The organism is Glutamicibacter sp. Je.9.36, assembly GCF_051129975.1.
GTDB lineage: Bacteria > Actinomycetota > Actinomycetes > Actinomycetales > Micrococcaceae > Glutamicibacter.
This window is the reverse complement of sequence record NZ_JBCPSN010000002.1, coordinates 1-13,591: the sequence shown is the minus strand read 5'-3', so window position 1 is coordinate 13,591 and position 13,591 is coordinate 1. Positions and strand designations below refer to the sequence as shown.

10 protein-coding genes are annotated in these 13,591 nt (G+C 52.6%); 2 read left to right on the top strand and 8 right to left on the bottom strand.

The features are described 5' to 3' along the window. Positions 1 to 65: 65 nt before the first annotated feature. Positions 66 to 1,124, bottom strand: a complete 1,059-nt coding sequence (locus tag AAZQ98_RS04415; RefSeq protein WP_426734658.1) for a 3-isopropylmalate dehydrogenase — start codon at positions 1,122 to 1,124, stop codon at positions 66 to 68. 183 nt (positions 1,125 to 1,307) lie between these two features. On the opposite strand from AAZQ98_RS04415, the gene AAZQ98_RS04410 reads away from it, so the two are divergent. Together AAZQ98_RS04410 and AAZQ98_RS04405 are read left to right on the top strand one after the other, a co-directional pair. After that, a complete protein-coding gene (locus AAZQ98_RS04410; protein ID WP_434690132.1) occupies positions 1,308 to 2,540 on the top strand; it encodes a sensor histidine kinase in 1,233 nt (410 codons plus the stop codon). A gap of 7 nt (positions 2,541 to 2,547) precedes the next feature. Then, entirely contained in the window at positions 2,548 to 3,240 is a 693-nt protein-coding gene (locus tag AAZQ98_RS04405) for a response regulator (protein ID WP_426734661.1), read from the top strand. A 76-nt stretch (positions 3,241 to 3,316) separates the two neighbouring features. Here AAZQ98_RS04405 and metG read toward each other — a convergent pair whose 3' ends face one another. The 7 genes from metG to AAZQ98_RS04370 all read right to left on the bottom strand — a co-directional run bounded on the left by metG (position 3,317) and on the right by AAZQ98_RS04370 (position 13,527). Continuing rightward, positions 3,317 to 4,867, bottom strand: coding sequence for a methionine--tRNA ligase (gene metG / locus AAZQ98_RS04400; RefSeq protein ID WP_434690129.1), 1,551 nt, complete (start codon positions 4,865 to 4,867; stop codon positions 3,317 to 3,319). 57 nt (positions 4,868 to 4,924) lie between these two features. Next, positions 4,925 to 5,932, bottom strand: a complete 1,008-nt coding sequence (locus AAZQ98_RS04395; RefSeq protein ID WP_434690127.1) for an NYN domain-containing protein — start codon at positions 5,930 to 5,932, stop codon at positions 4,925 to 4,927. A 122-nt stretch (positions 5,933 to 6,054) separates the two neighbouring features. After that, positions 6,055 to 7,239 (bottom strand): non-hydrolyzing UDP-N-acetylglucosamine 2-epimerase, encoded by a 1,185-nt coding sequence (gene wecB / locus AAZQ98_RS04390; protein WP_434690125.1) that lies wholly within the window; start codon positions 7,237 to 7,239, stop codon positions 6,055 to 6,057. Positions 7,240 to 7,266: 27 nt separating this feature from the next. Next, positions 7,267 to 8,499, bottom strand: coding sequence for a UDP-N-acetyl-D-mannosamine dehydrogenase (gene wecC / locus AAZQ98_RS04385; RefSeq protein ID WP_434690122.1), 1,233 nt, complete (start codon positions 8,497 to 8,499; stop codon positions 7,267 to 7,269). 132 nt (positions 8,500 to 8,631) lie between these two features. Beyond that, on the bottom strand, positions 8,632 to 10,407 hold the full coding sequence (locus AAZQ98_RS04380) for a glycosyltransferase family 4 protein (protein WP_434690119.1): 1,776 nt from the start codon (positions 10,405 to 10,407) through the stop codon (positions 8,632 to 8,634). Continuing rightward, a complete protein-coding gene (locus AAZQ98_RS04375; protein WP_434691306.1) occupies positions 10,388 to 11,563 on the bottom strand; it encodes a glycosyltransferase family 4 protein in 1,176 nt (391 codons plus the stop codon). Before AAZQ98_RS04375 ends, AAZQ98_RS04380 begins: the two co-directional genes overlap by 20 nt. Positions 11,564 to 11,613: 50 nt before the next feature. Continuing rightward, positions 11,614 to 13,527: a glycosyltransferase family protein gene (locus AAZQ98_RS04370; RefSeq protein WP_434690116.1), complete on the bottom strand. Its 1,914-nt coding sequence runs from the start codon at positions 13,525 to 13,527 to the stop codon at positions 11,614 to 11,616. Positions 13,528 to 13,591: the final 64 nt, after the last annotated feature.

Here is a 13,591-nt window from a genome sequence, read left to right as displayed (position 1 = left end):
GTGCGGAACATCCGTTCGTGGAATTTGCTACTGGTTATTAGCTAACCAGAAACGTCACTTTCAGCTTATGCCAGTAACGCGACAATTGCATCGCCAATTTCACTTGTGGTGCGATTATCGGTCAATTCTTGACGTGAAGTGATCTCTTTTTCAACAGCTTGCTCAACTGTGCGAGCTTCTTCAGCCAGCCCGAGGTGATCAAGCATCAGTGCCACGGACAGAATCGCCGCGGTTGGGTCTGCTTTCTGCTGGCCGGCAATATCCGGAGCCGAACCATGAACCGGCTCAAACATCGATGGGTAGGTACGGTCCATATTGATGTTGCCACTGGCTGCCAGGCCAATACCACCGGTAATGGCGCCGGCCTGGTCGGTGAGGATGTCGCCAAAGAGGTTGTCAGTGACAATCACGTCGAAACGCGATGGGTCCGTGGTCAAGAAGATGGTAGCCGCATCCACGTGCAGGTAATCGTGGGTAACCTCTGGGAATTCCTGCGCCACCATTTCGACAGTGCGCTTCCACAAATGCCCGGCGTGCACCAGCACGTTGTGCTTGTGCACCAGGGTGACACGCTTGCGTTCACGCTCTGATGCACGGCGGAATGCGTCGCGGACAACACGTTCCACACCATAGGCGGTATTTACCGATACTTCGGTAGCGATTTCATGCGCGGTGCCCGTGCGCACCGAACCGCCGTTGCCTACGTACGGGCCTTCGGTACCTTCGCGAACCACCACGAAGTCAATTTCACCGGGGTTAGCCAGGGGGCTCTCAATTCCAGGATAGAGCTTAGCCGGACGCAGATTCACGAAATGATCCAGCGAGAAGCGGAGCTTCAGAAGCATTTCGCGCTCGATAATTCCTGACGGAATGCGCGTATCTCCAGGGGCAGCGCCAACCGCGCCGAAGAGAATGGCATCGTGCTTCTTAAGAGCTTCCAGCGTCGCTTCCGGAAGTGTTTCGCCAGTCGCCAGCCAATGCTCTGCACCAAGCTTGTAGTCGGTCAGCTTGATTTCGTTCTTGCCACCGTTAGTGACGAACTTCAGAACCTTAACCGCTTCGGCAACAACTTCTGGGCCAATACCGTCACCCGGAATGACCGCAATATCAATTACATTTCCCATGGCACAGATTCTATCGACTAGCGTCCGCCATTTGAGAGTTCATCTCAAATAATGAGATCTGATGAGTTTTCGCCGACATATTTCCTCCCTGGGCATGAGGCATCGCCGTCTTCATTGCCGATAACCTTGGATAAACAGATCCTTTGCTTCGCTATAAGGATCAACAGTTACTAACACGTCGAATTGCAGGAACTCTTGATCTTTGCCAATCCCCACCGTCGAATTGACGGTTGGATCCGCGAGAATCCCGGACGGGTAGATTTCATCACCGGCCTGTTGTACACGCTGTTCTGCATACCGGCCGCTCTCAGCCTCGCTTCTTCGATGTCAGTTGCCGCCGTTCTCTCCGTGCTGAGCCTTTCTCTTCTCCAGTCAGCTCCGCTGATGGTGCGGCGCCGCTGCCCATGGGCAGCGACCCTCGTTGTCGCCACCGGGCATGTATTGCAACTGGGCTTTGACGGGCTAATGATGTTCTCGCAAGTATCCGTTCCAATCATGGTTTACACCATGGCTGTCTACGGGAAACGCTGGCAGTCATTCAGCACGCTGGGGCTGGGACTGATTGGCGCGTTGTTGGCGACGTTCAGCATGTTCGGCTCCTCAAGGTACTCGCCTGATCCATCCCCCGTCTTCACCTTCGACATGATGATTTCTTTCGTGGGTCTTGCATTGGTTGTCACCCTTTCCTGGACCTTCGGTGACTTAGCGCGAACGAGGCGTCTGGCCATGAAGTCCCTGAGGGATCATGCCGAACGCCTGGAGAAGGAACGTCTCACCGAGCGCGCCCTGGCAGCTTCCGACGAGAGAAACCACATCGCCCGCGAGATGCATGACATCGTGGCCCATTCGCTCTCTGTCATCATCACCCAGGCCAACGGGGCACGATACGCGGCGGCGAAAGACCCGGAGATTGCCATCGAGACCCTGAAAACAGTTTCAGATACGGGCCGCGCATCGCTGAAAGAAATGCGCAGGCTTCTGGGAGTTCTACGTAAGGACGAGGAATTGGAGAATCGCCCTCTTCCGTCATTGGCAAACGTACCTGAACTCGTGGAAAGCGTTGCCGTGTCCGGACTGAATGTCCATCTCGAAACTTCTGGAACGCCGCGGAAAGAACTACCGGCAGGCGCGGAGCTCACAATCTATCGATGCGTTCAAGAATCACTCACGAATGTCATTAAGCATGCTGGTCCGGATACACAGACCCAAGTCCATATTGAGTGGACTTCCCGGGGCTTGAATTTGAGCGTCAGCGACGATGGGCGAGGTGCCGGTTCCATCGTCCTCGAAGGCGTAGGACAAGGTCTGCAGGGAATGAAAGAACGCGTAGCCTTATATGAAGGTACCTGCACTGCACTCCCCCGGACCGGTGGCGGTTTCACCGTTAATGTTTCCATCCCTTACACCGAGGACTAATATTCAAATGCCTAAAACAGATGCCATCAAGGTCGGCCTGGTCGATGATCAGCTCTTGGTTCGCAGTGGCTTCAGAATGCTCATTAATTCCCAAGAGGATATGGAAGTCATTGTTGAAGCTGGCAATGGCCGTGAAGCACTAGCTGCACCACTGATGGCTCAGGCGGATGTCATCTTGATGGACGTGCGAATGCCGGAAATGGACGGCATCGAAGCTACCGAACGCCTATTGGATCCAGATAAGAAGGCCGCGGATGGTCCCAAGATCATCGTGCTGACGACTTTCGACATGGACGAATATGCGCTAAGCGCCATTCAAGCCGGCGCAAGCGGCTTTCTTTTGAAGGATGCGCCCCCAGAAGAACTCTTGGAGTCAGTACGCACCGTCAATCGAGGAGATGCCGTCATAGCGCCATCGACCACTCGACGGTTGCTGGACCACATGGCGCCAATGCTCAAGAAGAGCTCGTCACAGCACAAGGATCACCTAATTGCAGCTGTTGAATCGCTGACACCTCGCGAGCGGGAAGTGTTTGGCTTGATTGCAGAAGGCTTTTCCAACCCGGAAATCGCAGAAAAACTATTCCTGTCAGAGGCCACAGTCAAAACCCATGTGGGCCATATTCTGGCCAAACTGGAAGCTCGTGACCGGGTCCAGGCTGTAGTCATCGCCTACCAGACCGGAGTAGTCACACCCTGACTGAATGAAAAAATTGAGGTGTTCTGCTCTGATTCCGAATCAAGCAGAACACCTCAATTTCCTCTCAGGAAAATTTTTACTTCTCTTCCTCGTAGCGTGGGAACACAGGAGAAGGAGCTGGGAGCTCAGTGCCTGGGACCAAAGCGCTATCAAAGGACTCAAAGGTTCGCGCCGAACCTTCACCAACTGCCAACGCATTGAGCATAGAAGTCATGGCCTGCGGCAATACTGGCTGAAGCAGCAACGCCACCTTGCGGACAATCTCAATGGTCACGTACAAGACAGTAGCCATACGCTCGGGATCGGTCTTCTTCAGCTTCCATGGCTCCTGCTCAGCGAAGTAGGCATTGGTATCGCCCAGAACGTGCCAAACGGATTCAAGTGCCTTGCTAAATTCCTGACGCGAGAAAGCATCGCGGTTGATCTCCAGCAGCTTGCCGGCTGCTTCCAGAATCTGCTGATCAGCTTCCAGCAATTCGCCCGGGGTCGGGACTACTCCCCCACAGTTCTTTGCGACCATCGAAAGTGAACGCTGTGCAAGGTTGCCGAAGTTATTGGCCAGGTCACCGTTAATACGGGCAACGATGGTCTCGTGGTTGTAGCTGCCATCGGCACCGAACGGAACTTCCCGCAGGAAGAAGTAGCGCACCTGGTCCAGGCCATAACGGTTCACAAAATCATCTGGGGAAACAGTGTTGCCCAGGGATTTGGACATCTTCACACCGTTATTGTGCAGGAATCCATGGATCATGACGCGCTTAGGCAATGGCAGTTTTGCAGACATCAAGAATGCTGGCCAGTAGATCGCGTGGAATCGCGAGATGTCTTTGCCGATCACGTGGACATCTGCCGGCCAATATTTCTGGAAAGAAGCAGACTCCACGTCCGGGAATCCAACGCCCGTCAGGTAATTGGTCAGCGCGTCTACCCAGACGTACATTACATGCTTCTCGTTGCCCGGTACCGGGATACCCCAGTCAAAAGTTGTTCGAGAGATCGAAAGGTCCATCAGACCGCCTTCGACAAACCGTACTACTTCATTGAAGCGGGAACGTGGCGCGCCGAATTCAGGGTAGTTCTGGTAGTACTCCAGCAACTTGTCCTGGTACTTGGATAAGCGGAAGAAGTAGGACTCTTCTTCAGTCCAAGTAACTTCGGTGTCGGTTTCAACGGCATAACGAATACCGTCCTCGCGCACTTCCGTCTGGTCTTCGGTGTAGAAGGCCTCATCGCGTACCGAGTACCATCCTGCGTACTTATCCAAGTAAATGTCATCATTGGCTTCCATGCGGCGCCAGAGTTCCTGCGCAGCCGCATGATGGTCTGCATCAGTGGTACGGATGAAGCGGTCGTAGCTTGTACCCAGCTCATCATTCATGGCCTGGAATGCATCCGAGTTACGCTGGGCCAGCTGAGCCGGCGTGACCCCAAGATTCTCTGCGGTCTGCATCATCTTCTGGCCATGCTCATCGGTGCCGGTCAGGAAGAAGACGTCAAAACCATCCAGGCGCTTGAATCGAGCCATAACGTCGGTAGCCACTACCTCGTAGGCATGCCCAATGTGCGGGGTACCGTTCGGGTAAGAAATAGCCGTGGTGATGTAAAAAGGTTTCTGCTGAGAAGTCACGATATAAATTTACCTTAGCTAGCGTCAGAAAGCGGATTTCCAGATTGTACTGACTCGTCACATGATCTTGCCCAAATAGTCCCAGAAGGCGCCACGAAGTGTGCGGCGGATGATCTGCTGATCAGTTTTCCATTCCCCCAGCACTTGAGCGCAATCCTTGAGCAAAGTCCTGTCAATTTCGGGTGGCAGCTGCGGCTTGTCAGCAATTAGTTCTACTACGTCAGACTGTGTCGTGAAGGCAAGCCAGGATTCAGCAACCTTTGCGCCGATCTCTTCTGCAACCTTCAACTCTTGTTGCTCATAAGCCGCGGAACCCTGATAGCCAGAAGCTTCACCACCACTGGAGTAGATCACCACAGGTTCGGCTTCCGGTTCAACGGCTGGCCTGATAACTGGCTTCTGAGCCATGACGGCAGGAGTAGGAACCGATGGCTTCGCTGCTGGCTTTGCTTCTGTCTCCAAAGACGCACTAGCAATTAGAGACGTCTTTTCAGAATGATTCTTGTCCCATTCAAGAACCTTGGTGAATGCGCTATCCAATAGTTGATTCGGAACGATTTCAATGTAGTCAGCGGTCAAAGCCAGGTGTTCAGCCACCGAGGCTACTCCAAGACGGCTATCGGATTTCGCTACGCCTAGTAACACTACTTTCATGCCCAAGTCTTGCGCTTCTTCGACGGCCTCGGCGAGGTCGTCATCGCCGGAGACCAAGTAAGCAATTGATGCCGAGCCATTACGGGCAACCCCTACAAGGTCCAGCGCCAGTCTCAGGTCCACACCTTTTTGCTCGCCGTTATAAGAGATACGACCTAAGCGCACTTTAACGCCGGGGATCAAGCCAATCCGCTTATGCTGCTCAGTAAATAGCCCGTCTTTCGAGGCGTCATACCAATAAACGCGGAGGTTATTAAGACCTGTGTTCTTCTTTACGGTTTGCACGATCCCGCGTACCAGCGCCTCGTAATGTGTTGTGAAGGCTGATCGTAAGGTTGTTCCGGCGGCACGATGACCGCCTAGTGAGAGCAGAAATCCGGCATCAATAAATATTGCAGTTTGATTCATCATGATTCGATCGTACTGACAAAACTATGCAAACCATATTGAAAAGGCCTGCATCGCATGACTCTTTCCGGCGTAAACCAGAAAAGACCAGTTCAACTGGTGTTGAACTGGTCTTTTGAACTGAACTAGATGCTGGTTGCCCGCATCATGTCTTCTGGATCTGACAGACTGGAATCGAATTCCTCGATACGCGAACCTACGCCAAGCAATTCTGCAATTGCAGCGACGGTACGTACGGAAGCCCTGCCATCACCGTAAGGGTTTACAGCGTTAGCCATCTCGTTGTAAGCCGCTTCATCATGCAACAGCTCAGTGACCGATTCGAAGATGCGCTTCTCATCGGTGCCGATCAGGCGTACGGTACCCGCGGTAACAGCTTCAGGACGCTCGGTGTTCAGGCGCATGACCAGAACAGGCTTGCCGAGGCTTGGAGCCTCTTCCTGGACGCCACCGGAATCGGTCAAGACGACGGTCGAAGCATCAATGATGCGAGTGAATTCGCCGTAAGCCAGCGGCTCGGTCAAAGTCACGTTAGGCAGTCCATCGATTTCCGGAAGCAACGCTTCGCGAACCGCAGGGTTGCGATGCAACGGCAAGATGAATTCAACATCTGGTTCCGCCTTGGAGAGCTTTGCCAATGCACGGCCGATGCCGCGCATTGGTTCGCCTTGGTTCTCACGACGGTGCGTCGTCACCAGAACGATGCGCTTGTCAGAAGAAACCAGTTCTTCCAACTTGGGATCCGAGAAAGGAACCTTCTTTTCGACAACAGTCAGCAGAGCGTCAATGACAGAGTTACCGGTGATAACGATGTCACTTCCCTTGAAAGTTTCACGCTCAAGGTTACGCTTGCTCAACGACGTTGGAGCCAAATGCAGGCTGGCGATCTGGCTGGTCAGCTTGCGGTTAGCTTCCTCCGGGAATGGAGAGAAGATGTCATAGCTCCGAAGTCCAGCCTCAGCGTGAACCACTGGGATACCACGGTAGAAAGCCGCGATTGCGCCAGCCGTCGAAGTGGTGGTGTCGCCCTGGACCACTACAGCGTCAGGCTTTTCCTTTTCGAAAATCTCGTCAAGGCCAGCAATGGTCTTAGTAAGCAGACCATTCAGGGTCTGGCGCGGCTGAATGACATCCAGGTCGTAGTCCGGCGTGATGCCAAAGAGCTCGTTAACCTGATCCAGCATTTCTCGGTGCTGTCCTGTTACGACAACAACGCATTCGAACTCGTCAGCTTCTTTCAAAGCCTTGACGATCGGCGCAACCTTGATGGCCTCAGGACGAGTGCCATAGATCGGCATGATCTTCTTCATAGATATATACCTTGTCAGCTTGGAGAACTAGCGCCAGAGACCGCGAGTGTCGATAACTTCCTTGCCGGCCAGCGCGGTTGCTGGTACGGACTTGAACTGGTCGTGGTCGACCAGCAAAGTAATTACACTTGCCGATTCTAGGGCTTCATCGGTTGCAACCAGCTTCAGGTTGGCGATGCCCGCAAGATTCTTAGGCAATTCTTCTACGTGCGGCTCCACTGCAAGGAACTCGACGGTTGGGTTGGCTTCAGCCAATTTGCGAGCGATCGCAATCGATGGCGATTCACGCATGTCGTCAATGTTCGCCTTGAAAGCCAAACCCATGACCGCTACCTTGCCGTTGAAGGATGGGAGTTTGGTAGCTTCTACAACCTTGTCGATAACCCAGTTCGGCTTCGCATCGTTGGTGTTACGAGCCATCCGGATCAGCTTTGACTCTTCAGGAGCAGCCGAGACAATGAACCATGGATCAACTGCGATGCAGTGACCGCCAACGCCTGGACCGGGCTGAAGAATGTTTACGCGTGGGTGGCGGTTGGCCAGGGAAATCAGTTCCCAAACGTCAATGCCCAGCTTGTCGGAGATGACCGACAGTTCGTTAGCGAAGGCGATGTTCACGTCGCGGTACGAGTTCTCGACCAGCTTTGCCATTTCAGCAGTCTTAGCATCGGTGGTGAGGATAGCTGCCTGGCAGAAGGTCTCGTAAAGTGCCTTGGCCTTCTCTGCAGCTTCTGGGGTGATACCGCCGACGATACGGTCATTGGTGACCAATTCTTCCATGACGTAGCCAGGAAGTACGCGCTCTGGGCAGTGTGCTACAAGCAGGCTGTCCTTGTTCAGGTCGGGACGCTTCTTCAGCAGGTAGTCGAAGAGGTGCTGGGTTGCACCTGGAGGCGAGGTCGACTCGAGGATAACCAATTCGCCGCCCTTGAGCTTTGGAGCGATGCCCTCTGCTGCAGCCTCAATGTATGACAGGTCAGCGGTGTAGTCATCGTTGAACGGCGTTGGCACAGCAACAATGTACGCTTCAGCTTCTGGAGTATCGAAGCTTGCAGACAAGGTACCTGCAGCCACCGCGGCGGAAACGAATTCGCCCAACGCCGGTTCTACGAACGGCACCTCGCCCTTGTTCACCGCCTCTACAGTTCGAGGAGTTACATCGACGCCTTTTACGGTGATGCCCTTCGAGGCAAGAATTGCGGCGGTAGGCAATCCGATGTAACCCAAACCGATTACGGCGACTTCTTTAATGTTGTTCACTAAAGTGACTTTCCTTCTGGTACGAGCGATGTTCCCTACGAAAGGGCCTGCAAGCTGATCTTATAGCACGGGATGTGCAAGATTAGCCGTATAAACCATATCCCATCACTGAGTTCAACGACAGTCTCATTGTCACGGAGCTTTACTTATTACTCGCTCGTAAACTTGGACAATGCTGCGCGCGTTTTGCTCCCAAGTTCTATTGGCAAGCACGAATTTCCGCCCTGACTTGCCCATGCGCTCAGCTATCCCTGGGTTTAAAATCAACTTTTCGATATTTTCTGCCCACGAAGCCACATCCCCTGCAGGTATCAAGTGACCGTTCTCACCGTCAGTGATCAGCTCCTGCAGGGCAGGAAGATCGGACGCCAAGACAGGTACGTTCGATGCCATTGCTTCAACTGGTTTGAGCGGAGTTACCGAACGAGTAACAGCAGAGTCAATTCGTGGCACGACGAAAGCGTTCAACGCAGCATGATAGAGGTGCGATTGTTCCCGCGGAATGCGACCAGGAAAAACGCAACGCGCGGCGATGCCTAGACTTTTGGCAAGACTGATCAGATTTTCGCGATCCGTACCATCGCCAACGATCAACAAACGTAACTCGTTGTGCTGCTTTGCAAGTTCAGCAACAGCACGGACAACTGTCGAAAGCCCCTCATAAGGGACCAAGCTGCTAACCGTCCCCACATAAAATGCTTCAGGATCAAGGTCCAGCTGCGCGCGAGCTTGGACCCTGGGCACGGGTTCCTCTAGGAACTTTTCCCCTATCCCGTTCGGTAATATTGAAATCTTTGATTCATCAACGCCCACGTCAATCAGGTTGCGTTTCATGGCATCGCCCAGGGTGAAGACATGATCGGCATGCCGAGCTACAAACGCTTCGCGTTCCACGAATAGTCGGTATCGTTCTGAATCTTTCGAGCGCTCGGGACGCGTAGAAAGCCACGTGTCTGCCAGCTGTCCGCGAACTTCATAAACCCACGGTATACCGGTCGCTTCTGCAACGGACTTAACCGCTAGAGCGTTGGAAAAATCTGTCGTCGTGTGAAGTACAGAAGGGGCCTCTTGAAGGACTCTGCTCAATAGGTCTTCAGCTTGTTGCTGGATTCTTCCGGTGAAGTCATGCTTCGCTGGAAAAGGCAGGCAGCGCTGGTATTCGATACCAGAAACCACGTCAGCTTCTGAGACGGATAGTTTGCCGATATTCAAGGGATAATTCACACGGGTAAGTCCTTTGACTCCCCATCCTGCATCCCTTAATGACGCGAGAATTGAGTGAGTTCGTTGTGCGTAACCGCTACCCGTGTGTGGCAACGAATTGGTAGCAACGTAAAGAACAGAACGAGTCGCGCTAGTCGATATACCGGCGGTACGGAGCGGAGAAAGACAGGGCTCTGCCCCCTTGAAGGATGCCAATTCTGATTCATAGTGACGAAGTTGACGGCCACTGCGATTCTGCTGCAACAGCTCAATGGCATCTGTCATCCAGCCCAATGACCACAATAGACGGGCCTTGGCACGTACGTGGGCGATGGAAGGTATGCCCCTATTGAGTAATTCTTCTGCAAGTTCCCACTCATTGGAAGCAATGCAAAGGTTAGCCAGGAATACTGATTGGCTTGGGTTGCTGTCGGAGCTTAACCATTCTCTGCAGGCAGAGAGCAGGGCACTAGTGTCATCCTTCAGCATGGCCGAGAGCGCGCGTAGCCGAATGCTGGATTTATCACTCCCAAGAGTAATAATCAACGAGCGCAGAACCGGCTTGGACTTGAAGCGGCGAGCAACTTGGAGCGCAAAATAAGTAGGATCATCAGCAATGTTGGAGAGTACCAAATTACCGGTGTTGATTGCATTCGGAATGACTTTTAGATTCAAAAGTTCTGCTCTATCTCTTGGAGTACGCATCGACAACTGTGGCTAGTAGTTCGGCATATTCCCGCCCGGCTTGACGTAGCGATCCATGTTTCCTGACCCAGTCGGTCCCGCGACGATCGGTCCGCAAAATTCCAGGGTTCGCAACCAAGTTGTTAATGTAAGCGGCCAGGGAAGGTACATCTTGTTCAATCACAGTCCCAGCCTCGGAATCCCGAATAATTTCCGCTGCTTCTCCTCTGACCAAGCCGCTGACGTGCTGATTCAAGTAAAGAAGTTCATAGAGTTTCGAGGGCACTGTGTGGTTAAAGCTCGGCCAGTCAGGACGCAGAGAAACTAGGCATGTATCCGCCCACGAGTAATTTTCCAGTACCTCTTGGCCGTAGACAGGGTCTTGGAAGTCAATATCAAGCCCAAGATCCATCGCTAGGCTCATCAATTTACTCTTTTCAGTACCCTGGCCAACAATGCGCAGACGTACAGATTCTGGTACGTACTCCATCGCTCGGATAACGGTCTCCAGACCCTGGCTCCGACCAATGTTCCCTAGATAGAGAATATGGAATTCGTCATCGATATCGCGTTGAGCAACTGTAAGATCTTCGCGTTCGGTTTCAACGCCGTTTGTGATTGTGACGACGTTCTTCACGCCATTTCGCTTCATCTTGCCCGCCAAGCCGTACGTCACCGTAACGAGCATATCGCTTCTATTCACAACGAAACTGATGATCTTCGAAATAGCTGGCTCAACCCAGCGGAACTTGATTACTTGTGATTCACTGAGCAAATCTGGCCAAGCATCCCGGAGGTCGACAACTAACGGTACACCCCGCAAGCGGCTAGCCACGAAGCCAACAATTAGCGTCGGAATTGCTGGGACAGTTGCGATAATAACGTCGGGCTTTTGCCCTCGGAATGCAGCAGGGACGCTCAGAACGGCATCAACGCCATGCTTCAATACTTTTCCGAGCATCGTTTTGGAACGGCGCATTGATGGATAGTGCTGCAGCTTCAAATAATAATTATCAAGAAGACGACTTTGCCGTCTAGTTGCAATCCGATTTGATTTCGGGGTCACTACAGTAACTTCGTGCCCCAATTGCCCCAGTTCGTCGGCAATAATTGACCAGCGTCGCTGAGGTGGAGAGATCTCAGGCGTGAACGAGTGAGTCAGAAGCATAACTTTCATCTTCTTCACTCCCCTGATTTACCTCGTACTATTTGCACAATAAGACTTTCCTAGAAAAAGACATGTTTATCATTGCGTCCAAACCACTGAATACTACCAGTTGCAGTCAACTCCGCATCGCTCAGATCCCAGGTATGCGCTAGGCCATCATTCCCGCGCATCTGGGTAAAGTTGAAACGGTCACTCGAATAAATCGTTCCTCCACGTTCAATGACGTCTTTTAGGAATCTTGTATCTTCGCCACGGTTACGTGTATCAAAGGGTGTCTCGCGGAAAACGTGCGCGCGACCAAGCATCGTCGGACCCATCACGAGGTTCGTAAAACGGTGCTCACGCTCGGCAAATCTCAGCAAAGTAGCATCTGAATCCGCGAGGTACATGTAATGCGCCTGCTTGCCTACTATCGAGGCACCGCTGTATCGAAGCGCTGAAATTTGATCGAATAGATAGTACTCCCCGTAAAGGTCGTCATCATCCATTTTGGTGATGAAGTCGCCGTTGGCCATGGCCACCGCGGCGTTCAAGCAGTCACCCAAAGTACTTTCTTCACCCATCTCAAGCAGTTGGTAGTTCGTTACTCCAGCTGCTGATGCCATAGCGGCCAGTTCTCCAGTGGCGGCCGAGAACTTATGAGCCACGAGTACGAGCTCAACTTCAACATCCTTCTGTTTCCCTACAGTGTCGAATATATGCTGAAGCTGGTGAGGCCTTATGGTCGAAACAATCGCACTTACCTTTGGAGTACAGGACATGGACATTGGCTGACCGTGAGCAGAACGGAGCCCAACGAATTGTTCAACCTGTTGAGCACGATGCGCATAGGTATGGTTCTTCCAGATCCTGCGCTGACCCATATGGACCATTCGCTGGCGAAGTTCTGGGCTCCGAACCAAGCTGCGAATCGAGTTAGATGCTTGTTCCCTGGTGGATACCTGAAGTACCTCTGAAGGCGTGAAGAAATTCTCTATCGCAGCGCTTGGAGCCGAAATCACAGGAGTGCCAGCGGCGGTGATCTCGAATATTCGACGGGCACACATGCTTGGCGAATCGACCACGGAGTTGACGTTCAGAAAAACGTTGTAGTTCTTGTACGCAGAAAGCATCTTGTCATAGTCGAGCGAGCCGACAACATTCTGGTCATACGGTGCCGGGAACTGGTACTTCGCGTCCCCGCCGTGCTGTCGGGAGAAAATGTCTAGCCCGCTAGTGAGCTTTGGCGAGATGTCGATAGCTCCGCCAAGCACGATCTCCATCTGTTCTTGTCGTTCGGGGTACTTGTCCGCAAAATACATTCCGGCGAAAGCTACATCTCGGCGTTCTTGGCTAACTGTCCGTACCGGATTATGGAACTTCGGCTGAGCTGCAAAGCTCAACGCTGCGACACGTTCATGGCCCAGTGCTTCATGGTATTCCGGAATCTTGCGGGAATCTGATGTGAAAACGACATCGAACAGCCTTGCAGAGTCAAGGAAGTCGGCGAAGTGCGGTGGATCTTCTTTATTCCAGAAAACTGCTGGAACAGATCGTTCTTTAAACGCTTCCACCATCTCGACAAACGCTGGTCGAGGTGCTGTAGGGCCGGTTAGGTGGTACTGCCAAGACTTGTTGTTTCCAGCCCAGGCCGACTCCACAAAGAGAAGATCAAATTCTCGTGTTTCAAGTTCATCCTGCCATGAGCTGGGGGTGATAAAGGTGCAGTTCCATTCAGGCGCCCAAGCTTTCGCGCTGAAATCATCAAGAATGACGGCAACGTTTAACTTTCCATCGTGGTCTTCTGAAGGTTCAAATTCTACTGGTGGGAATTGCAGTCCAAGCAATTTCTCAACATCGGTTCGCAAGTAGCGCTGCTGTCCCCCGGTGCGCAAATCATAGTTGCGACGCTGGTACCACTCCTGCAATTGCTGCGGACCACCCTGGCGGAGATGCCAAAGTGCTTTTCGGAAGTCCCCTAATGCAATTTTCACTTCTCAACTCACTTTATCTTCAATGCAGACTAGATCAATAATACAGTGAGGTGGGGGGGGGGGG